The organism is Streptomyces sp. NBC_00503, from assembly GCF_036346895.1.
GTDB lineage: Bacteria > Actinomycetota > Actinomycetes > Streptomycetales > Streptomycetaceae > Streptomyces.
In genome coordinates, this window is sequence record NZ_CP107855.1 from 6,552,339 (window position 1) to 6,574,271 (window position 21,933).

General features: G+C 71.7%; 18 protein-coding genes and 2 pseudogenes. 17 read left to right on the forward strand and 3 right to left on the reverse strand.

Annotated elements, in window-relative coordinates; all coding sequences use genetic code 11:
• Positions 1-33 precede the first annotated feature (33 nt).
• The 6 genes from OG490_RS29925 (at position 34) to OG490_RS29950 (ending at position 7,031) form a co-directional block, all read left to right on the forward strand.
• Positions 34-1,209, forward strand: coding sequence for a lipid II:glycine glycyltransferase FemX (locus OG490_RS29925; RefSeq protein ID WP_443065893.1), 1,176 nt, complete (start codon positions 34-36; stop codon positions 1,207-1,209).
• Positions 1,206-2,888, forward strand: coding sequence for a murein biosynthesis integral membrane protein MurJ (gene murJ, locus OG490_RS29930; RefSeq protein WP_443065894.1), 1,683 nt, complete (start codon positions 1,206-1,208; stop codon positions 2,886-2,888). Before OG490_RS29925 ends, murJ begins: the two co-directional genes overlap by 4 nt.
• 81 nt (positions 2,889-2,969) lie before the next feature.
• Positions 2,970-3,653 carry a response regulator transcription factor gene (locus OG490_RS29935; protein WP_330299379.1) on the forward strand — a complete coding sequence of 228 codons (684 nt, stop codon included), beginning with the start codon at positions 2,970-2,972 and terminating at the stop codon, positions 3,651-3,653.
• Between the two features lie 9 nt (positions 3,654-3,662).
• Complete coding sequence (locus OG490_RS29940) at positions 3,663-5,168, forward strand: HAMP domain-containing sensor histidine kinase (protein ID WP_330299380.1); 1,506 nt, start codon at positions 3,663-3,665, stop codon at positions 5,166-5,168.
• Entirely contained in the window at positions 5,165-5,683 is a 519-nt protein-coding gene (locus tag OG490_RS29945; protein ID WP_330299381.1) for a hypothetical protein, read from the forward strand. The genes OG490_RS29940 and OG490_RS29945 overlap by 4 nt, the downstream gene beginning before the upstream one ends.
• Before the next feature lie 67 nt (positions 5,684-5,750).
• On the forward strand, positions 5,751-7,031 hold the full coding sequence (locus tag OG490_RS29950) for a cytochrome P450 (protein WP_330299382.1): 1,281 nt from the start codon (positions 5,751-5,753) through the stop codon (positions 7,029-7,031).
• On the opposite strand, the gene OG490_RS29955 is transcribed toward OG490_RS29950, so the two are convergent.
• Together OG490_RS29955 and iscB are read right to left on the reverse strand one after the other, a co-directional pair.
• Positions 6,991-7,716 (reverse strand): hypothetical protein, encoded by a 726-nt coding sequence (locus tag OG490_RS29955; protein WP_330299383.1) that lies wholly within the window; start codon positions 7,714-7,716, stop codon positions 6,991-6,993. The two genes, OG490_RS29950 and OG490_RS29955, sit on opposite strands and share 41 nt — an antisense overlap.
• A gap of 226 nt (positions 7,717-7,942) precedes the next feature.
• A pseudogene (iscB, locus tag OG490_RS29960) lies at positions 7,943-8,881 on the reverse strand (RNA-guided endonuclease IscB); the annotation flags it as partial.
• A 254-nt stretch (positions 8,882-9,135) separates the two neighbouring features.
• Between iscB and ggt the strand changes: the two are divergent.
• Entirely contained in the window at positions 9,136-10,944 is a 1,809-nt protein-coding gene (ggt, locus tag OG490_RS29965; protein ID WP_330299384.1) for a gamma-glutamyltransferase, read from the forward strand.
• Between the two features lie 136 nt (positions 10,945-11,080).
• On the forward strand, positions 11,081-11,908 hold the full coding sequence (locus OG490_RS29970; RefSeq protein WP_330301126.1) for a glycosyltransferase family 2 protein: 828 nt from the start codon (positions 11,081-11,083) through the stop codon (positions 11,906-11,908).
• 20 nt (positions 11,909-11,928) lie between these two features.
• Here OG490_RS29970 and map read toward each other — a convergent pair whose 3' ends face one another.
• Entirely contained in the window at positions 11,929-12,696 is a 768-nt protein-coding gene (map, locus tag OG490_RS29975) for a type I methionyl aminopeptidase (RefSeq protein WP_330299385.1), read from the reverse strand.
• Between the two features lie 65 nt (positions 12,697-12,761).
• On the opposite strand from map, the gene OG490_RS29980 reads away from it, so the two are divergent.
• From OG490_RS29980 to OG490_RS30020, 9 genes and pseudogenes are all read left to right on the forward strand, one after another.
• Positions 12,762-13,013 (forward strand): helix-turn-helix domain-containing protein, encoded by a 252-nt coding sequence (locus tag OG490_RS29980; protein WP_330299386.1) that lies wholly within the window; start codon positions 12,762-12,764, stop codon positions 13,011-13,013.
• A 151-nt stretch (positions 13,014-13,164) separates the two neighbouring features.
• Positions 13,165-14,382 (forward strand): alginate lyase family protein, encoded by a 1,218-nt coding sequence (locus OG490_RS29985; RefSeq protein ID WP_330299387.1) that lies wholly within the window; start codon positions 13,165-13,167, stop codon positions 14,380-14,382.
• A 74-nt stretch (positions 14,383-14,456) separates the two neighbouring features.
• Positions 14,457-14,864 (forward strand): PPOX class F420-dependent oxidoreductase, encoded by a 408-nt coding sequence (locus OG490_RS29990; RefSeq protein WP_330299388.1) that lies wholly within the window; start codon positions 14,457-14,459, stop codon positions 14,862-14,864.
• 45 nt (positions 14,865-14,909) lie between these two features.
• Positions 14,910-16,460, forward strand: a complete 1,551-nt coding sequence (locus tag OG490_RS29995; RefSeq protein WP_330299389.1) for a hypothetical protein — start codon at positions 14,910-14,912, stop codon at positions 16,458-16,460.
• 171 nt (positions 16,461-16,631) lie between these two features.
• Positions 16,632-17,474, forward strand: coding sequence for a nitrilase-related carbon-nitrogen hydrolase (locus tag OG490_RS30000; RefSeq protein WP_330299390.1), 843 nt, complete (start codon positions 16,632-16,634; stop codon positions 17,472-17,474).
• On the forward strand, positions 17,471-18,766 hold the full coding sequence (locus OG490_RS30005) for an aspartate aminotransferase family protein (protein ID WP_330299391.1): 1,296 nt from the start codon (positions 17,471-17,473) through the stop codon (positions 18,764-18,766). Before OG490_RS30000 ends, OG490_RS30005 begins: the two co-directional genes overlap by 4 nt.
• Before the next feature lie 20 nt (positions 18,767-18,786).
• A pseudogene (locus tag OG490_RS30010) lies at positions 18,787-19,263 on the forward strand (amidohydrolase family protein); the annotation flags it as partial.
• A 202-nt stretch (positions 19,264-19,465) separates the two neighbouring features.
• Complete coding sequence (gene hydA / locus OG490_RS30015; RefSeq protein ID WP_330299392.1) at positions 19,466-20,854, forward strand: dihydropyrimidinase; 1,389 nt, start codon at positions 19,466-19,468, stop codon at positions 20,852-20,854.
• 35 nt (positions 20,855-20,889) lie between these two features.
• Complete coding sequence (locus tag OG490_RS30020; protein ID WP_330299393.1) at positions 20,890-21,903, forward strand: TIGR03842 family LLM class F420-dependent oxidoreductase; 1,014 nt, start codon at positions 20,890-20,892, stop codon at positions 21,901-21,903.
• The last annotated feature ends 30 nt before the right edge of the window (positions 21,904-21,933 follow it).

Here is a 21,933-nt window from a genome sequence, read left to right on the forward strand (position 1 = left end):
CCTGCCCCGGACGTACAGGAAGGCCGATCTGCCGTGTGTGCACTGCTCGTTACCCCCGCCCAGCACCTCCAGCCCCGAAGCCGGGAACGGGAGCTCACCGTGCGCTCCCTGTCCGAACCGGAATACCTGAGCTTCCTTTCCCGGCACGGCAGGGCCAGCTTTCTCCAGTACCCGTCATGGGCCCGGGTAAAGGACCTTTGGCGCTCGGAAAGGGTCGGATGGCACTGTCCCGACGGTGAAATCGAGGGTGCGGCACTGGTTCTCTACCGCCAATTCCCCGGCACCCGGAAATACTTCGCCTATCTCCCCGAAGGCCCCGTCGCCGACTGGGCGGACCCGGACCTCGACCGCTGGCTGACCCCCCTCATGGGCCACCTCAAATCGGCCGGCGCGTTCGCCGTCCGCATCGGCCCCACCCCCGCCTACCGCCGCTGGGACGCGGCCACCGCCAAGGCCGGCACCGGTCCCGGACGCCAGATATCCGACGTGCTCGCCACCGAGGTGGACCCCGTCGGCGCCGCGCTCGCCGACCGGCTGCGCACCCGCGGCTGGAAGCGCTGCGGCGGCGAGGACGACGGCGACGCCCAGCCGCGCCACGTCTTCCGCGTCCCGCTCGCCGGACGCTCCCTCGACGACCTGTGGTCGGGCCTCAACCAGGAGTGGCGGCGCAATGTGCGCAAGGCCACGAAAGCCGGGGTCGAGACGGTCATCGGCACCGCCGGCGACCTGCCCGAGTTCTACCGGCTGCTGCGCATCACCGAGGAGCGCGACGGCTTCAGGCTCGGCCGCTCGCTCGCGTACTACCAGCAGCAGTACGAGGCCCTGAACGCCGAATCCCCCGGCCGCATGCGGCTCTACCTGGGCGTTCACCAGGGCGAGATCCTCGCCGCGCACACCATGATCGTGTCCGGCCGCAGGGTCTGGTACCAGACCGGCGCCTCCGCCGACCACCATCGAGAGGTCCGCCCCAGCAACGCCCTGCAGTGGCGCATGCTGAGCGACGCACACGGGCTCGGAGCGGACGAATACGACATGCGCGGGGTACCCTCCACCCTCGACCCCGACGAACGCTCCTTCGGGCTGCTGCGCTGGAAGCTCGGCACCGGCGGGCAGGTCGTCGAAACCCTCGGCGAGTGGGAGACCTCCATGGACGGATACGCCAACACGGCCCTCTACAAGGCCTTCCAGGCGTACATGGCCCGCCGGTGACCCTCGCAGACACCAGAGCGGCCGACACGTCCGCGGCGCAGACCGGCACCGACCGCGCGGCACCGAGGAAGACCTCGGTGCTGCGCAGCGGCGCGCTCATGGCGGCCGGGTCGATCGTCTCCCGCGCCACCGGCTTCGTCCGCTCCGCCGTGATCGTCGCCGCGCTCGGCGTCGGACTGCTCGGTGACGGCTACGCCGTCGCCAACACGGTCCCGAACATCCTCTACATCCTGCTCATCGGCGGCGCCCTCAACGCGGTGTTCGTCCCCGAGCTGGTCCGCGCCGCCAAGGAGCACGAGGACGGCGGCGCCGCCTACACCGACCGGCTGCTCACCGTCTGCACGGCCGCGCTGCTGTTCCTCACCGCCGCCGCCGTGCTCGCCGCCCCGCTGATCGTCTCGGCGTACACCGGCTACAGCGGCAGCCAGGAGTCCACCACCGTGGCCCTGGCCCGCTACTGCCTCCCGCAGATCCTCTTCTACGGGCTGTTCACCCTGCTCGGACAAGTACTCAACGCCCGCGGCCGGTTCGGCGCGATGATGTGGACCCCGGTCCTCAACAACCTCGTCGTCATCGCCGTCTTCGGGCTCTTCCTCTACGTCTCCCACGATGCGGCCGACGGCCTGAGCGCCGCCGAGACCCGGCTGCTGGGCATCGGCACCACCCTCGGCATCGTCATCCAGGCCCTCGGCCTGATCCCCTCGCTGCGCGCCGCCCGCTTCCGCTGGCGCCCCCGCTTCGACTGGCGCGGCAGCGGCCTCACCCGCCCGCTGCGCAACGCGGGCTGGCTCGTCATGCTCGTCCTGACCAACCAGCTCGCCTACTGGGTCGTGACCCGGCTCTCCACCGCCACCGGCCGCCACGCCGTAGAGGCAGGGCTCGCGGGCGGCGCCGGGTACACCGCCTACAGCAACGCCTACCTGCTGTGGATGGTCCCGCAGGGCATCATCACCGTCTCCCTCGTCACCGCCCTCATGCCCCGCATGAGCGCCGCCGCCACCGACGGGGACCTGGGCCGGGTCCGTGCGGACGTCTCCTACGCGCTGCGCTCCAGCGCCGCCCTCGTGGTCCCGGCCGCCGCGGTCTTCGCGGCGCTGGCGCCCTGGGTGATCGGCAGCGTCTTCGAGTACGGGCGCACCGGCGCGGCCGACGTCGCCGTCATGGCCGGCATGCTGGCGGCCTTCGCGCCCGGCCTGATCGCCTACTCCGCGCAGTACGTGCTCTCCCGCGGGTTCTACGCCCTGTCCGACACCCGGACCCCCTTCTTCCTCAACCTGGTGATCGCCGCCCTCAACGCCGGGCTCTCGGCCGCCGCGTACTTCCTGCTGCCCCCGCGCTGGGCCGTCACGGGCATGGCCGCGGCCTGCTCGGTGGCCTTCACCGCGGGCGCCGCCGTCACCGCGTACGTCCTCGCCCGGCGGCTCGGCCCGCGCACGGGGACCCGTACCGAACGCCGCAGCACCGCGGTACGGACCCACCTGCGGCTCCTGGCGGCCTGCGCACCGGCGGGCGCCGCCGGGTACGCCGCGGCGCGCGCCGCCGACCCGTTCGGGAACTTCGCGGGCGTCGCCGCGGGAACCGCGGCGATCCTCCTCGTCGTCCTCCTCCTTGCCCGGCCACTGCGCCTGACGGAGATCACCGACCTGCTGGACTCCGTACGCCGTAAGGTCGGCCGCTAGTGTTGTGACCCCCGCCTCCGGCCGCCTGACCTCGGCCGGAAGGGGGAGCAAAACGATCGACGACCTTGGAATACTGACCCGATGCCACGCGTACTGCTGATCGAGGACGACCCTTCCATCCGGGAAGGGGTGGGCCTGGGCCTGCGCCGACGCGGCCACGAGGTGAGTGCCGCCGAGACCGGTGAGGCCGGACTGGCCCTCATGACGAGCTTCCACCCCGAACTCGTCCTGCTCGACCTCATGCTCCCCGGCATCAACGGGGTCCAGGTCTGCCGCCGGATCCGCGAGACCAGCCAGGTCCCGATCATCATGCTCACCGCGCGCGGCGACGACTTCGACATAGTCGTCGGCCTGGAGGCCGGCGCCGACGACTACATCGTCAAACCCGCCCGCACCGAGGTCATCGAAGCCCGCATCAAGGCCGTGCTGCGCCGCCTCGCCGACCCGGCCGGAGGCCGCCCCGACGTGGATGTCCACGGCGGGCTGTCCATCGACCGCAGCGGACTCACCGTCGCCAAGAACGGTGAGCGCGTCCCCCTCGCCCCCAGCGAGATCAAGCTCCTGCTGCACCTGTCGGCCTCGCCCGAGCAGGTCTTCTCCCGCCAGCAGCTCCTCGAATACGTGTGGGACCACAGCTACCACGCCGACGCCCGGCTGGTGGACGCCTGTGTACGACGCCTGCGCACCAAGATCGAGGACCCCGACTCCAGCCCCCGCTACATCCAGACCGTGCGCGGGTTCGGCTACCGCTTCGGTCCGCTGTAGGCCCGCGCCGTGAGACGCATCGCACCGCTCGGACTGCGCACCCGGCTGATCGCCGCCTTCCTGCTGGTCGCGGCGATCAGCGCCGTCAGCACGGCGGCCCTGACCTACCAGCAGGCCCGCAACGCCATCCTCAAGCAGAGCCAGGACACCGCCGTCAGCACCCTGCGGGACCTGATGGACCAGCAGTCCATCCAGCTGCCGCTGGACCAGCAGCAGCTCCAGCGGATCGTCCTGGACCTCGGCAAGCGGGGCCAGCCGCACCCCTGGATCATGTTCGCGGAGTACGGGACCCTGCGCGCCTCCACCAACCCGGTCCAGCCCACCTCCACCGTCATCACCGAAAAGCTCCGCCGCCAGGTGTCCACCAATCCCCACGGAGCCTTCCAGCGGGTGGAGGACCAGCGGGGCAACCCCTACCTCACCATCGGCATGCCGGCCGTCTTCAAGAACAACGGGGCCTACGAGCCCACCGGCGCCGTCTTCTTCGTCGTGATGCCCCTGGACAGCGAGAAGACGACGGTGGAGGCCATGGTCGCCGCCGCGCGACAGGGCGCCGTCCCCGGCCTCGCCATCGCGATCATCCCGGCCCTGCTCGCCGCCCGCAGCGTCCTGCGGCCGGTACGGGACATGCGCCGGGCCGCCCAACGGCTCGGCCGGGGCCACCTCGACACCCGGATCGAAGTGCGGGGCGCCGACGAACTCGCGGGCCTCGCCCGCACCTTCAACGAGACCGCCCGCGCCCTCGAACAGTCCGTGAGCGAACTCCGGGAAGCCGAGGTCCGCGCCCGCCGCTTCGCCTCCGACGTCTCCCACGAACTGCGCACCCCGCTCGCGGGGATGCTCGCCGTCACCGAGGTCCTCGACGAGGACGCGGGCGGGCTCGATCCCGACACGGCCGCCGCGCTGCGCCTGATCAGCGCCGAGACCGGGAAGCTCGCCGTCCTCGTCGAGGACCTCATGGAGATATCCCGCTTCGACGCCCGCGCCGCCGAACTCAACCCGGACGACGTGGACATCGCCGAGTTCGTCACCAAGACCCTGGAACGCCGCCACTGGAGCGACGGCCGGGTCGTCACCGACCTGCAGCCCGGGGTCAGGGCCCGGCTCGACCCGCGCCGCTTCGACGTGGTCCTCGCCAACCTGGTGGGCAACGCCCTCAAGCACGGCGACGCCCCCGTCCACGTCACCGTACGCACCGAGGCCCGTCCGGAGCAGGGGCCGGAGCAGGGGCCGGGTGTTGGTGCGGATCCCGCCGCCGGCGCGGACACCGGAGGCGCCCGGCTGCTCGTCGAAGTGGCCGACAGCGGGGCGGGCATCGCCCCCGAGGCGCTGCCGCACATCTTCGACCGGTTCTTCAAGGCCGACGCCGCCCGCACCCGCTCCTCGGGCAGCGGCCTGGGCCTGGCCATCACCCTGGAGAACGTCCGCCTGCACGGCGGCACCCTGCGCGCGGCCAACGGAGTCGGCCGGGGCGCGGTCTTCACCATCGACATGCCCCTGGAGGTGGAGTCGTGACCGGACTCCGGACGGCCGCCGCCGCGGCCGCGCTGCTCGGGCCGCTGCTCCTCGCGACCGGCTGCGGCATCGCGACCACCGGGGTCGTCGAGAGCGGCGGGGCGGGCACCATGAACGTGGGCGGGCCCCAGTCCGCCCTGGTCTACTTCCTCTCGCCCGAAGGCGCCCTCAGGCCGGTGACCGTCACCGACCTGCCCCAGACCTCGGTCAGCGCCACCCTCGCGACCCTGCTGAACGGCCCGAACGACACCGCGCGGGCGGCGGGCCTGACCACCGAGCTCCCGGCCCCGGACTCCAAGGGGTTCGCGGAGGGGGTGATCAAGTTCGGCGTCGGCGACAACGGCAAGGACGTCCGTGTCGTCCTGCCCTTCCCGATCGCCCCCCTGTCCGCCCTCGCCCGCCGCCAGGTGGCCTGCACGGTCGACTCGGCGGTGAGCAGGACCCCGGAGCCCGAGATCCTCCTCGTCGGCTCCGAAGGGAAGCAGGAGCGGGTCGCCTGCGGGATCCACGACTGACACGACCGGCCGGCCTTGCGCGCGGTGCCCTTGCGGGCCGGGCCCGGGCCCCGGCACCGTGTGAGGCATGGACCGCATGGACCGCATGGACCCGGCCGTGGCCGCAGCCCCGGACGTCTTCGACCCCCGCGTCTACGCCGAAGGCGTCCCGTACGACCGCTACCGGCTGCTGCGCGAGCGCCACCCGGTGGCCTGGCAGCCCGAGCCGGAGGTCCTCGGCTGGCCCGCCGGTCCCGGCTTCTGGGCCGTCACCCGGCACGCCGACGTGGTCCGCGTCCTGCGCGACCACGCCACGTACTCCTCCCACCTGGGCGCCACCCAGATCCGCGACCCCGACCCGGCCGACCTGCCCTTCCTGCGGCGCACCATGCTCAACCAGGATCCCCCCGAGCACGGAAGGCTCCGCCGGACCGTGGCCCGCGCCTTCACCCCGGCCCGCGTCGACGCCTTCGCCGCCCGGGTCCGCGAGCGCGCCCGTACGCTGCTGCGCGCCGCCCGCGACGGCGCCGAGGGCGGGAGCACCGACCTGGTGCGGGCCGTCACCGACGAGTACGCGCTGCTGAACCTCACCGACCTGCTGGGCGTCCCGGCCGCCGACCGGGGGCTGCTCCTGGAGTGGACGGTGCGGATCATCGGCTACCAGGACCCCGAGGACGCGCCCGCGCCCCGGCTCGGCCCGGACGGGAAACCGCTGAACCCGCGCTCCCCGGCCCTGCTGGGGGAGATGTTCGGCTACGCCCGCGAACTGGCCGCCCACAAGCGCGCGCACCCCGGCGACGACGTGATGACCGCGCTCGCGCTCGCCGGGCTCCAGGACGCGGAGCTGGAGATGTTCTTCTTCCTGCTCACCGTCGCGGGCAACGACACCGTGCGCAGCGCCGCGCCCGGCGGGCTGCTCGCCCTGGCCCGCGAACCGGACGCGTACGCCCGGCTCGCCGAGGGACGGGTCCCGGTGGACCGGGCGGTCGAGGAACTCCTGCGCGTCCACCCGCCGGTGCTCAGCTTTCGCCGTACGGCCGCCGCGGACACCGAACTGGCCGGGCGGCCGATCCGGGCCGGCGACAAGGTGGTGGTCTTCCACGCCTCCGCCAACCACGACGAGCGGGTCTTCGCCGACCCCGGCCGCCTCGACCTCGCCCGTACGCCCAACCCGCACGTCTCCTTCGGCGACGGCCCGCACGTCTGCCTCGGCGCCCACTTCGCCCGGCTCCAGCTGCGGGTCCTCTACGAGGAGTGGCGCGCCGAGATGCCCGCACCCGAACTAGCCGGAGAACCGCGCCGGTTGGTCTCCAACTTCATCAACGGGATCACACGGCTGCCGCTGCGGGTGTCCGGGCCGGTCCGGTGACATCGGCGACCAGCTCCGTCACATCGGGGCCGTAGGCATCGGAGTTGATCACCTTCAGCAGGATGCAGAAGGACTCGTCGCCGTAGGAGTCGGCCAGCTTCCGGTGGCGTCTGGCCAGGTAACGGGCCGCCGCCTGATTGCTGATGGCGGTCTGCCCGCACAGCAGGAACACCGGCCGGGACCCCTGCCCGGTCGTCAGCCGCGCCAGCAGCACGTACTCGACGAGGCCCTTCACCCAGCGGTACGTCTCCCCGCCGACCGTGATGGCCCCGCGGTCCGGCACGGGTTCGCTGGAGACGATGATCCGCACCCCGGGGAGCATGGAGGACAGGTGCGCCGTCGTCCGGGCGTTGGAGGAGGGCCCGCCCACACAGAACTCGGCCCGCTCGCCGAAGCCCTGGCGGGCGCCGTCGTGGGTGACGATCTGCACGTTCGCCCCGCAGTCCTTGATCAGGGCGGATATCTCCAGCAGGGCGAAGGCGTCGTTGCGGTGCAGCGAGGAATCGGTGCCGCCCATCTGCCGGTTGACCACGAACAGGCAGTCGGAGCCGGTCGGCAGTCCGAAGAAGGCCTGCTTGCGGCGCAGCGCGCGGCGCCACAGATAAGTCCGGGAGAACCAGCCGAAACCACCACTGACCGCGGTGGCCACCACCCCCAGCACGATATTGCGCACGTCGTCGTTCATCGGACTTCTTTCGTGGATACCCCCTGCTTTTGCTGGGGGAGGAACTGGACTCTGAGGTGGAGGAGCGGAGCGCCGGAGGTCTCTTCGCTCTACCGACGGCGGTCAGATGGCAACGCTGGGTCCTTCGGGTCTGGTGGTGTAGGCGTATCCGTCGGCTCGTTGGAGGAGGCGGAAGTGTTTGTCTGGCCTGAGCGAGGATGCGTGCCAACTGGCGCGGGGATTTCTGCAGGAAGTCTTCGACGGGCTGGTTGGACTTCTTCTCGTTGCACGGGATGCAGGCCGTGCACAGGTTGGAGATGCGGTCGCTGCCGCCGCGTGAGCGGGGGTGGATGTGGTCGATGTTGAGCGGTACCCCGGTGGCGCCGCAGCAGGCGCAGGCCCTGCCCCACTTGGCGAGGAGGTATTCGCGGGCTTCTGTGCCGTGCAGGGTGCCGTGCTGGTACTTGGCCCCCTGCAGTGGTCCGCCGTTGGACATGGCGTGGGTATCGAACGCGACCCGCTCCACGTGCACCGCGCGCATGGGTGCCCAGCGCGCGAGCCGGCTGGTCCACGACATGGTGGTGTCCACGCGGTGCCGCAGCGACGGGGCGAGCCAGCCCTTGGGACGGGCGCGATTGGAGAAGCGGGGCGCGCGGTGGCGCAGGTTCCGGGTGCGCCGACCCCGCCGGTAAGAGGCACGCGCGGTCAGCTTGTCCTGGATGACGGCGCCCCGGTGGGCGAGTTCGACCGCGTACAGGCCGCGCCGCTCACCATCTTTGGCTGTGAACACGGAGATACCAGTGCGCTTCGAGCCCGGGTCGATCCCGAGTTCCGTACCATCCACCTGCGATCCCGAGACCGTGCGGTCTTTGAGCCGGATCACGAACGGGGTGTGCCGGGCTACGACGGCCCGGCGCTGCTTGAGGAGTTGGCGGGCCCTCGCGGGGCTGGTGGGTTGGAGTGGTGTGCCGTGCTTGTCCAGGACGAACACGACGGGGTGGCCCTCACGGGCCCTCTCCCCAACCAGATGGTTGGGGGTGACGCCATCGATGCCAGGTGCGACACCGGTGGTCTCCCCTCGCACATGTACCGCGCCGGGTGCCTCACGGCGTTCGAGTCCCGTTTCGTCCCCGATCCGGGGGGTGTCTGCTGACTCGAATTCCAGAGCCACCTGCTGAGGAAGCACAGGTGGGTGGGTCTTCTGGCCTACGCGGTACGTAGCCAACTTCGTTCACCTCCGTCTATGGATTGTTGGCTGGTGCTGGTAACGGCGGCCCTCAGCCCAGAAGGATGAAAGCCCCCTCGTTCGGAGGGGGATCCCGTTACGGCGCGGATGTTAACCCGCGACAGGCCGTCCTGACGCGGGGGGTGGGGTGAAGTTACAGTGCCCACCCTAGGCCTGGGCCAGGGGGGCTGACAGGCCGTCGACTGGAGGTACGGATGCGTCGTCCCGCCGCAGCACGTCAGTTAGCGCTCCTCGCACTCGCCGGTGCGCTCGTCTCCACCGGCGCCGCCGCCCCGCCGTCGCAGGCGGCGGCCGGGACTCCGGCGAAGGTGCCGGTGGCCGTCGGGTACGGCGGGGCCGTCGCCAGCGTGGACGCCGACGCCAGCGCCGCCGGGATCGCGGTCCTGCGCTCCGGGGGCAACGCCGTGGACGCGGCCGTCGCGACGGCCGCGGCGCTCGGGGTCACCGAGCCGTACTCCTCCGGGATCGGCGGAGGCGGCTACTTCGTCTACTACGACGCCCGTTCCGGCCGGGTGCGGACCATCGACGGGCGCGAGACCGCCCCGGCGAGCGCCACCGCCACGCTGTTCCAGGAGAACGGCCTGCCCATCCCCTTCGCCGAGGGACAGACCAGCGGCCGCGGCGTCGGAGTCCCCGGCACCCCGGCGACCTGGCAGAGCGCGCTCGACGCCTGGGGCACCCGCTCGCTGGGCCAACTCCTGGGGCCCGCCGAGAAACTGGCCCGTGACGGGTTCACCGTCGACGCCACCTTCCGGGCACAGACGGAACTCAACCAGGACCGTTTCAAGGACTTCCCGGACACCAAGAAGCTGTTCCTGCCCGGCGGCGCCCTCCCGGTGGTCGGCTCCACCTTCAAGAACCCCGATCTTGCGGCCACTTACGCGGAACTCGGCCGCAAGGGCACGGGCGCCCTCTACCGCGGCCCGCTGGCCGAGGACATCGTCCGCGCCGTCCGCAAGCCCCCGGTGGACCCGGCCGCCACCCGCGTGGTGCGCTCCGGCGACCTGACCACCGCCGACCTGCGCGCCTACGCCACCAAGCGGCAGGACCCGACCCGGGTCGGCTACCGCGGCCTGGACGTCTACAGCATGGCCCCGTCCTCCTCCGGCGGCACCACCGTCGGCGAGGCGCTGAACATCCTGGAGCGCTCCGACCTCGGCTCGCTGTCCGAAGCCCAGTACCTGCACCGCTACATCGAGGCCTCGCGGATCTCCTTCGCCGACCGCGGCCGCTGGGTCGGCGACCCGGCCGCCGAGGACGTGCCCACCAAGGAACTGCTCTCCCAGCGGTACGCGGACACGCGCGGCTGTCTCATCGACCCGGGCAAGGCGCTGACCAGCCCGCTCGCTCCGGGCGATCCCCGCCATCCGGTCGCCTGCGGCGCCGGCGGACAGGCCGCCCCGACCACCTACGAAGGGGAGAACACCACGCACCTGACCGTCGCCGACCGCTGGGGCAACGTGGTCTCGTACACCCTGACCATCGAGTCGACGGGCGGCAGCGCCATCACGGTGCCCGGCCGCGGCTTCCTGCTCAACAACGAACTGACCGACTTCTCCTTCGCCCCGGCCGCGCCCGGCGTCCCGGACCCGAACCTGCCCGGCCCCGGCAAGCGGCCGCGCTCCTCGATGTCCCCGACCATCGTGCTGGAGGACGGCCGCCCGGTGCTGGCCGTGGGCTCCCCGGGCGGCGCGACCATCATCACCACCGTGCTCCAGACCCTGATCGGGCACCTGGACCGCGGGCTGCCGCTCGTCGACGCCATCGCCGCGCCGCGCGCCAGCCAGCGCAACCAGACCACCACCGAGCTGGAGCCGGGCCTGTGGAACAGCCCGGTCCGCGCCGAACTGGAGGCGCTCGGCCAGGGCTTCCGGCAGAACCCCGAGATCGGCGCCGCCACCGGCGTCCAGCGGCTGCCCGACGGCCGCTGGCTGGCCGCGGCCGAACCGACCCGCCGGGGCGGTGGCGCGGCGATGGTGGTGCACCCGCACGGGAAGCCGTAGCACCTCCTGGAGGGCGGATCGGGCGGGTCGGTTCGCCGGGGGTACGCTCGGCGTTCACCCGGTGCCGAGGGAAGTGGTGGTGGTGGTCGTGGTCCGGCCGCGTGTAGGTGTTGCCGTGCTGACGAGGGGCGACCGGATGCCCGAGCTGCTGGCCCTGCTGGCCTCGGTGGCCGAGCAGGACGAACCGGCGGCCAGGGTCGTGGTGGTCGGCAACGGGACGGCCCTGCGGGGCCTGCCCCAGGACGTGACCGCGGTGGAACTCGAGGAGAACCTGGGGGTGTCCGGCGGCCGGAACGTCGCCTGGCACCACCTCCGGGACTTCGGCGACGTCGACGTCCTGGTGGACCTGGACGACGACGGCCTGCTGATCGAAACGGACGTTGTCCGGCGGATCGCCGACCTGTACGAGGCGGACCGCCGGCTGGGCATCGTCTCGTTCCGGATCGCGGACGAGACCGGAGATACGCAGCGGCGGCACGTGCCCCGCCTGGGGGCGGGCGACCCGATGCGGCGGGGCCTGGTGACGACGTTCCTGGGCGGCGGGCACGCCTTGTCGATGCCGATGCTGGAGGAGACCGGGGGCTGGCCGGAGGACTTCTTCTTCACGCACGAGGAGACGGACCTGGCCTGGCGGGCAGTCGACTGCGGCTGGGACATCCTGTACGAGCCGAAGCTGGTGCTCCAACACCCGAAGACCTCGCCGGCCAGGCACGCGGTCTACTACCGGATGACGGCCCGGAACCGGGTCTGGCTGGCCAAGCGGCACCTGCCCGCCGCCCTGGTGCCGGTCTACCTGGCCTCGTGGGCGGCCTACACGCTGCTCCAGCGGCCCCCGCTGGCGGGGCTGAAGTCGTGGTGGGCCGGGTTCTTCGAAGGCGTCCGGGTCCCGTGTCCGCCGCGTCGCCCCATGCGGTGGCGGACGGTGTGGCGCATGACCCGACTGGGTCGCCCACCGGTGATCTAGCCTGAAGGCTGCGGCACCCCCTAGAGCGCGGTGAGGATCCTCGGGCCCTCGGTGGTGATGGCGACCGTGTGCTCCGCGTGCGCGGCCCGGCTGCCGTCGAGGGTCCGCAGGGTCCAGCCGTCCGCGTCGGGGGCGTAGTCGTCGGTGCCGCCCGCGATCAGCATCGGCTCGATCGCGATCACCATGCCGGGGCGCAGCTTCGTACCGCGCCCCGGCGGGCCCTCGTTGGGCACGCCCGGCTCCTCGTGCATCGAGCGCCCGACGCCGTGGCCGCCGAAGCCGTCGGGGATGCCGTATCCGGCGGCGCGGCAGACCGTGCCGATGGCGTGGGCGATGTCCCCGACGCGGTTGCCGGGCAGTGCGGCGGCGATCCCCGCGGCGAGGGCGGCCTCGGCGGTCTCGATGAGCCGCAGGTCGGCGGGGCGGGCCCGGCCGACCGTGAAGCTGACGGCGGCGTCGCCGACCCAGCCGCCCAGCTTCGCGCCGCAGTCGATGCTGACCAGGTCGCCGTCGCGCAGCCGGTAGCCGTCGGGGATGCCGTGCACGATCGCGTCATTGACCGAGGCGCAGACGACGGCGGGGAAGGGGACCGGTGCGAACCGCGGCCGGTAGCCGAGGAACGGCGAGCTCGCGCCGGCTTCCCGGAGCACCTCGCGGGCCACTTGGTCGAGCTCCAGCAGGGACACTCCGACGTCCGCCCGGTCCCGGACGGCGGCGAGGGCGTGCGCGACGACGCGCCCGGCGGCGCGCATCTCGTCGATCGACTGTTCTGTCTTCAGGTTCACCATGCCAATAACTATACCGGTATAACTTTACCGGGATAGTTATTGGGGGTCCGGGGTAGGATGGGGGCATGGTCCGTACCCCTCTCACCCCCGCGGAGCGCGAGCGCGGCGAGCGCCTGGGCGCCCTTTTGCGCGCGGCCCGCGGCGATCGCAGCATGGTCGAGATCGCGGCCAGCGCCGGGCTCTCCGCCGAGACGCTCCGCAAGATCGAGACCGGCCGGGCCCCGACGCCCGCCTTCTTCACCGTGGCCGCCCTCGCCGAAGCCCTCGGGCTCTCGCTGGACGACGTCATGCGGCGGTGCGCCTTCGCGCCGGTCTGACGGGTCGGACCCGCTCGGCCGCATTCCGGCTGAGGTCGTGGCCTCGGCCGATCGGCCGCCTCAGCCTGCCGTTCGGGCGGGCCCGGCGGCCGAACGGCCCAATCGGCGGTGGGACGGCCGGGGCGCGGGGCAAGCGTGAAGCGTGCCAGACATGAACGCATCCGCATCCAAGCGACTCGGTCTCGGAATCGTCGGCGCCCTCCTCGCGGGCGGCCTGCTGCTCGCGGCATGCGCCGCCCCCGACGGCCGGGCCCACGCCAAGGCCCCGGACGAGGTGGTCTTCCGCCACCCGGGCGTCGTCGTCAGCCACACCCAGCTCCAGCACGCGAAGCAGATGGTCGCGGCCGGCAAGGAGCCGTGGAACTCGGCGTACCAGGCGCTCCTCAAGAGCCGCTACGCCTCCCTCGACTACACGGCGCACCCCGCCGACGTCGTGCCCTGCCCCTTCAACTCGGGGCCGCAGTCCTGCCTCGACGAACGCCAGGACGCGATCGCCGCCTACACGCACGCCCTGCTCTGGTCCGTGAACGGCAGGACAGCCCACGCCCGCAAGGCCGTGGAGATCATGAACGGCTGGTCGGCGGTGATGAAGCGGCACGCCGAGGACAACGCCGGACTCCAGGCCGCCTGGTCCGGCTCCACCTGGGCGCGGGCCGCCGAGATCATCCACGCCGACTACCCGAACTGGGAGAACGTACAGGTCACCCGGTTCAAGGAGATGCTGCGCACCGCGTACCTCCCGGCCGTCCGCGCGCAGGTGCCGACGTACAACGGCAACTGGGAGCTGGCGATGACCGACGCCGCGATGGGCATCGCCGTCTTCCTGGAGGACCAGGACGTCTTCCGGGAGTCCCTGGAGCGGTTCCGGGCGCGCGTTCCGGCGTACTTCTACCTCAAGAAGGACGGCGCGCACCCCCTCGCCCCGCCGCGCACCGGCATCGACTCGCCGGACAAGGTGAAGACGTACTGGTTCGGCCAGGGGACGTACGTCGACGGCATCGCCCAGGAGACCTGCCGCAACCTCATGCACGTCGGCTACTCCCTCGCCGCGTCCGCGCACATCGCGGAGACGGCGTGGCACCAGGGCGTGGACCTGTACGGGGAGCAGGGCGAGCGGCTCAAGGCGGCGCTGGAGTTCCACTCGGAGTACCAGCTGGGCGCCGAGGCTCCCGAATGGCTGTGCGGGGGCAAGGTGGAGCGCACCATGGGCCCCGACCTGGAAGTCGCGCTCCAGCACTACGAGCTGCGGACGGGCGCGAAACTTCCGCACACGCGCGAGCTGGTCGAGAAGATGCGGCCGGCCGGGACGGACGACCTGTTCGTGGCCTGGGAGACGCTCAGCCACGGGGAGGCGGCCCCCGCGGCCTGACGCGGCACCGGCCTGCGCATGGTGCCCTGGGCAGTGCGCCATGCACCGTGCGCCCTGCGCATAGGGTCGGGCCCATGACGCTTACGGTTGAGGATCTGGGCAGGGCGCGGTACGTCAGTCTCACCACCTTCCGCAAGGACGGCACACCGGTGGCGACCCCGGTGTGGGCCGCGGCGGACGGTGGTGAGCTGTACGTGTGGACGCGCAGCGATTCGTGGAAGGTCAAGCGGATCCGCAACAACGGGCGGGTCACGGTCTGCGCCTGCGACGTACGCGGCCGCGTGGCGCCGGGGACCGAGGTGGCCGAGGGACAGGCGCGGCTGCTGGACCGGGCCGGGCTGGACCGGGTGCGCAAGCTCATCTCGCGCAAGTACACCTGGCAGTACTGGATCCTGGACGTGCCGGCCATGCTGGCCCGGCGGGGCAAGCGACCTCACGAGGCGATCGCCATCACGCTTGACGAGACCGCCGTCCAGCTTTGAGATTCCCGTAGCCCGCCCGTAACACGGATGGGATCCAATGCGGGGATGGAGACCGCGACTTCGCTGGTGATCGGTCAACTCTCCGGCTACATGCGGGGGTTGACGCAGAGGCTGGATCCCGGGACGGGATGGTACGGGGAATTCCTGCGGCGGGACCCCGAGGGGATGCGGGCCTGCCTGGACGGGGCTGCGATGCCGCCCTGGGACGTACTGGAGTCGCTACTGGGCGACTTGGCGGCCCGGCCGGGTCCGGCGGGAGCCCTTGGAACGGTCGACCCGGATGCGATCGCGCGGGAAACCAGGTACGCGGCCGGGCTGCGGGCGGCCGCCGTCGAGGCCTGGGACCGGCTGCCCGGCGGCGTCGAGGAACTGCACACCCTGCTGGCCGCGGCCCTCGCGCAGCGTTCGCAGGCCCAGGCCTCGCTGCGCGCGCTGTCGGCCCGCCTCGACCGGACCGCGGACCCGGCGCAGGCGGACGCCCTGTCCCGGGAGCTCTCGTGGACCCGCGACGACGCGGCCCGGGCGGCGGCCCGGCACGAGGACCTGACGGCCCGGCTGGCGATGGCGGCCCCGCCCGCCGCCGAGCCCCTGGCGGGCGTGCCGGCGCAGCGCTCCGGCCGGCCCGAGCAGCGCTCCGCGGAGCCCGAGCAGGGCTCAGGGGTTCCGGCGCAGCCCTCCGGGGTGTCGGCGCAGCCCTCCGGCGGGCCCGAGCAGGGCTCCGGCGGGCCCGCCGAGGCCCAGGCTCCGGTCGGCCGCGCCGAGAGCCGCTGGCTGCGCGGAGCCCGGCGGAGCGGCGGGGCCCGGTATGCGGGCGCGGCGGTCCCCGAAGCCCAGGCGTTCGCCCCGCCCCCGGGTGCGCCGTCGGCCGAAGCCCCCCTGCGCGGGGCCCGCTTCGGCCGCCCCGCCCCGCAGGACCGCCCCGACCGCCCGGACCCGACTCCGGCCGGCGGCCGCTACCCGGAGCCCGCAGCCGACTCGGCGGCCAACTCCACCGGCCACCCCGCAGCCGACTTCGCAGCCCATCCCGCAGCCCACCCCCTCGCCGGCCCGGCCGCCGACTCCGCGGCCGCGCAGCACCCGCCGCGGGATCCCGTCGGCGGGATCGTCGCCGCGCTCATCGCGCTGCGCGCACAGGGGCGGAGCGGCGAAGCGCACGCACTGCTCTGCGAGGCCGCCGCCGGGCCCGTGGAGTGGCTGCCGGGGCTCGGGGAGGAGCTGGTCCGGGCCGGGCTGGCGGCCGACTGGACCACCCTGCTCTGGGAGGCGGCTTCGCTGCCGCCCGCCCGCTTCGCCGCGGCCGCGGTGGTGCTCGGCCCGGCCGACTGCGCGGCGCTGCTGCGCCAGGGCGCCGCCCGGCCCGCCGCGGAGATCGCCGAAGCCGCCCTCGCGCTCGGCGAAGCCGGCCGGGCCCACGAGGCCGACACCCTGCTCGAAGCCTTCGTCAGGGTCCGCACCGCCGAGGAGTCGGCCCGCCTCGCCCGCCGGGATCCGCAGTGGTTCGCGCCCCGTCTGCTCCGCGCGGCCGAAGCCCTCTCGCGGACGCACCACCGGGATCTGCTGCACGCACTCCGCGTCGCGAAACTGCCCGTCTCCTGACCGATAACGACCAGGTGTCGACGTAACGGCGACGTCTCTTGATCGACTACTCCAACCGTGCAAGGCGGTCTTGCCCCGCGCTGTGCCGAGGCCTACCTTCAACTCCCTACGCGCAGCCGTGCACCCCTCTACGTGCGTAGAACTCGGCGTACCCGTCGCGAGGAGCAGCTCATGGCCCAAGTCGTCCGCGCCGCACTCGTCCAGGCCACCTGGACCGGAGACACCGAGTCGATGATCGCCAAACACGAGGAGCACGCCCGCCGGGCCGCCGCCCAGGGCGCGAAGATCATCGGCTTCCAGGAAGTCTTCAACGCCCCCTACTTCTGCCAGGTCCAGGAACCCGAGCACTACCGCTGGGCCGAGGCCGTCCCCGAGGGCCCCACCGTGCAGCGCATGCAGGCGCTCGCCCGCGAGACCGGCATGGTCATCGTCGTACCGGTCTTCGAGCTGGAGTCCGAGGGCTTCTACTACAACACCGCCGCCGTCATCGACGCCGACGGCAGCTACCTCGGCAAGTACCGCAAGCACCACATCCCCCAGGTCAAGGGCTTCTGGGAGAAGTACTACTTCCGGCCGGGCAACCTCGGCTGGCCCGTCTTCGACACCGCCGTCGGGAGGATCGGCGTCTACATCTGCTACGACCGCCACTTCCCGGAAGGCTGGCGCGAACTCGGGCTCGCCGGAGCGCAGTTGGTGTACAACCCGTCCGCGACCTCCCGGGGCCTGTCCGGGTACCTGTGGCAGCTGGAGCAGCCCGCCTCGGCCGTCGCCAACGAGTACTTCGTCGCGGCGATCAACCGTGTCGGCCAGGAGGAGTACGGCGACAACGACTTCTACGGCACCAGCTACTTCGTCGACCCGCGCGGCCAGTTCGTCGGGGAGGTCGCCAGCGACAAGGAGGAGGAACTCCTCGTCCGGGACCTCGACTTCGACCTGATCAAGGAGGTCCGCGACCAGTGGGCCTTCTACCGCGACCGCCGCCCCGACGCCTACGGAGGGCTCGTACAGCCGTGACCAACCCGATCCCCCTGCACAGTCGCCACCGCTCCGTCCTGCCCGACTGGCTCGCGCTCTACTACGACCGGCCCATCGAGCTCACCCACGGCGAAGGCCGCCACGTCTGGGACGCCGAAGGCAACCGCTACCTGGACTTCTTCGGCGGCATCCTCACCACGATGACGGCCCACGCCCTGCCCGAGGTCACCAAGGCCGTCTCCGAACAGGCCGGACGGATCATCCACTCGTCCACCCTGTACCTGAACCGGCCGATGATCGAACTCGCCGAGCGGGTCGCCTCGTTGTCCGGGATCCCGGACGCCCGGGTCTTCTTCACCACCTCCGGCACCGAGGCCAACGACACCGCCCTGCTGCTCGCGACGACGTACCGCCGCTCCAACCAGATCCTGGCGATGCGCAACAGCTACCACGGCCGGTCCTTCTCCACCGTCTCGATCACCGGCAACCGCGGCTGGTCCCCGACCAGCCTCTCGCCGCTCCAGACGTACTACGTGCACGGCGCCGTCCGCTCCCGCGGCCCCTTCGCGCACCTGAACGACGCCGAGTTCACCGCGGCCGCCGTCGCCGACCTCGAAGACGTACTCGGCCAGGCCCGCGGCGGCCTCGCCGCGCTCATCGCCGAACCGATCCAGGGCGTCGGCGGGTTCACCTCCCCGCCCGACGGGCTCTACGGGGCCTTCCGCGAGGTCCTCGACCGCCACGGCATCCTCTGGATCAGCGACGAGGTGCAGACCGGCTGGGGCCGCACCGGCGACAACTTCTGGGGCTGGCAGGCCCACGCCCAGAACGGCCCGCCGGACATCCTCACCTTCGCCAAGGGCATCGGCAACGGCATGTCCATCGGCGGAGTCGTGGCCCGCGCCGAGGTGATGAACTGCCTCGACTCCAACTCCATCTCCACCTTCGGCGGTTCACCCGTCACCATGGCCGCCGGCGTCGCCAACCTCGCGTACCTCCTCGAACACGACCTCCAGGGCAACGCCCGCCGGGTCGGCGGCCTGCTGCTGGAACGGCTGCGCGCCGTCGCCGCGACCGTGCCCGCCGTACGGGAGGTCCGCGGCCGGGGCCTGATGGCCGGACTGGAGCTCACGAAGCCCGGTACCGACCAGGCCGATCCCGATGCGGCCGCCGCCGTACTGGAGGCCGCCCGGACCCGCGGCCTGCTCCTCGGCAAGGGCGGCGGACACAACACCAGCGTGCTGCGCATCGCGCCGCCGCTCTCCCTCACCGTCGCCGAGGCGGAGGAGGGCGCCGGCATCCTCGCCGAAGCCCTCGGCATCCTCAACTAGCTACCGGGGAGACGACGTACATGACCATCCGCACCCTCATCCGCGGCGGCCTCGTCATCACGGCCGCCGACGAGCTCCACGCCGACGTGCTGATCGAGGACGGCCGCGTGGCCGCCCTCGCGGCGCACGGCACGGCCGCCGCCGAGACCTGGACGGCCGACCGGACGATCGACGCGAGCGGGAAGTACGTCATCCCCGGCGGGGTCGACGCGCACACCCACATGGAGCTGCCCTTCGGAGGCACGGCCGCCTCAGACACCTTCGAGACCGGAACCCGGGCCGCAGCCTGGGGCGGCACCACCACCATCGTGGACTTCGCCGTACAGACCCCCGGCCACTCGCTGCGCGAGGGCCTCGACACCTGGTACGCCAAGGCCGACGGCCAGTGCGCCGTCGACTACGCCTTCCACATGATCCTCTCGGACGTCAACGAGGGCACCCTGAAGGAGATGGACCACCTGGTGGGGGAGGGGGTCACCTCCTTCAAGAGTTTCATTGGCTCGCGTGACCAGGAATTTCCACGGCGGCCCGGCGACCTAGCGGGTGCGGGCGCCTCGTGCTGAACGATGTAAGGCCCAGCAGCGCGGGCCGTCGGCGTCGTAACGGCGTGTGCCGCCGACCGGAACACCGCCTTCATTGCGGTTTTCCGGTCGGCGGCCCTCTTTGTTCGGAATTGCAAGGCGAAGGGATTTCTCGGGCATGACTAGAACTCTCATTACCGGTGGCCTTGTAATTACGGCTTCCGACGAGTTGTATGCGGATGTTCTGATCGAGGACGGCCGTGTCGTGGCGATGGCGACAGCGGGCAGCCAGCAGTGGACCGCTGACCGGGTGATCGACGCCTCGCGGAAATACGTGATCCCAGGCGGGGTCGATGCGCACACGCATATGGAGCTGCCGTTCGGCGGCACCTTCGCGTCGGACACGTTCGAGACCGGGACCCGAGCCGCAGCCTGGGGCGGAACGACGACGATCGTCGACTTCGCAGTACAGACACCCGGGCACTCCCTCCGGGAGGGCTTGGACACCTGGTACGCGAAGGCCGACGGTAAATGCGCGATCGACTACGCGTTCCACATGATCGTGTCTGACGTCAATGAGCACTCCCTCAAGGAAATGGATGGACTCGTCGAAGAAGGCGTAAGTTCGTTCAAATTGTTTATGGCATACCCGGGCGTGTTCTATTCGGATGACGGGCAGATCCTGCGGGCGATGCAGCGGGCGTCGGGTAACGGCGGGCTGATCATGATGCACGCGGAGAACGGCATCGCGATCGACGTCCTCGTGGAACAGGCCCTGGCCCGCGGGGAGACGGACCCGCGCCACCACGGCGAGGTCCGCAAGGTGCTGTTGGAGGCGGAGGCCACCCACCGGGCCATCCAGCTCGCCCGGGTCGCCGGCTCACCGCTGTACGTGGTCCACGTCTCGGCGGAGGAGGCGGTCGCGGAGCTGGCGCTGGCCCGGGACAAGGGCCTGCCGGTCTTCGGTGAAACGTGCCCGCAGTACCTCTTCCTGTCCACCGACAACCTCGAAGAGCCCGACTTCCAGGGCGCGAAGTACGTCTGCTCCACCCCCCTCCGTCCGCGCGAGCACCAGGCGGCACTGTGGCGGGGCCTGCGGACCAACGACCTGCAGGTGGTCTCCACCGACCACTGTCCGTTCTGCTTTCGCGGCCAGAAGGAGCTGGGCCGAGGGGACTTCTCGAAGATCCCGAACGGGCTGCCGGGTGTGGAGAACCGTATGGACCTCCTCCACCAGGCCGTCGTGGACGGGCACATCGGCCGCCGTCGCTGGATCGAGATCGCGTGCGCGAGCCCGGCCCGGATGTTCGGCCTCTACCCGCAGAAGGGCACCATCGCGCCGGGTTCCGACGCCGACATCGTCCTCTACGATCCGCACGCCGAGCAGGTCATCTCCGCCGAGACGCACCACATGAACGTGGACTACTCGGCGTACGAGGGCAAGCGGATCACCGGACGAGTCGACACGGTCCTCTCCCGCGGAGAGGTGGTCATCGACCGGCGCGAGTACACGGGGCGGGCCGGCCATGGGGCCTTCGTCCATCGCTCCACCTGTCAGTACCTGTAAGCCGTAAGCCCGCACGCAGTAGCAAGGAGCCATGCATGGACTTCGGCCTCGTCCTGCAAACCGACCCGCCGGCCTCCCAGGTCGTCAGCCTCATGAAGCGCGCCGAGCGCAACGGCTTCCGCTACGGCTGGACCTTCGACTCGGCGGTCCTGTGGCAGGAGCCGTTCGTCATCTACAGCCAGATCCTGGCCAACACCCAGCGCATGCACGTCGGGCCGATGGTCACCAATCCGGGCACCCGCACCTGGGAGGTGACCGCCTCCACCTTCGCCACGCTCAACGACATGTACGGCAACCGCACCGTGTGCGGCATCGGGCGCGGCGACTCGGCGATGCGGGTCGCCGGGCGCGCGCCCAACACCCTGGCCCGGCTCGGCGAGGCCATCGACGTGATCCGGGACCTGGCGGAGGGCCGCGAGGCGCAGGTCGACGGCAACCCGATCCGGATCCCCTGGATCACGGACGGGAAGCTGCCCGTCTGGATGGCCGCGTACGGGCCCAAGGCCCTCGCGCTCGCCGGCCAGAAGGCCGACGGGTTCATCCTGCAGCTCGCCGACCTCTACCTCACCGAGTGGATGGTTAAGGCGGTCCGCCAGGCCGCCGTGGAGGCCGGCCGCGACCCCGACTCGATCACCATCTGCGTGGCCGCCCCGGCGTACGTCACGGCCGACGACTCGGCGCAGGCCCTGGCCCACGCCCGCGACCAGTGCCGCTGGTTCGGCGGCATGGTCGGCAACCACGTCGCCGACCTGGTCTCCCGCTACGGCGAGCACTCCTCGATGGTCCCGGAGGAGCTCACCGAGTACATCAAATCCCGGCACGGCTACGACTACAGCCACCACGGCCGCACCGGGAACCCGTCCACCGACTTCGTCCCCGACGAGATCGTCGACCGCTTCTGCCTGCTCGGCCCGGCCGAGGCCCACATCGAGAAGCTCCGGGCCCTGCGGGACCTGGGCGTGGACCAGTTCGCTGTCTACGACATGCACGACGCCCGGGAAGCGACCATCGACGCGTACGGCTCTGACGTCATTCCGTCGTTCAGTTGACTTTCGTGAGTGACTCGGGGCCGACCAGGA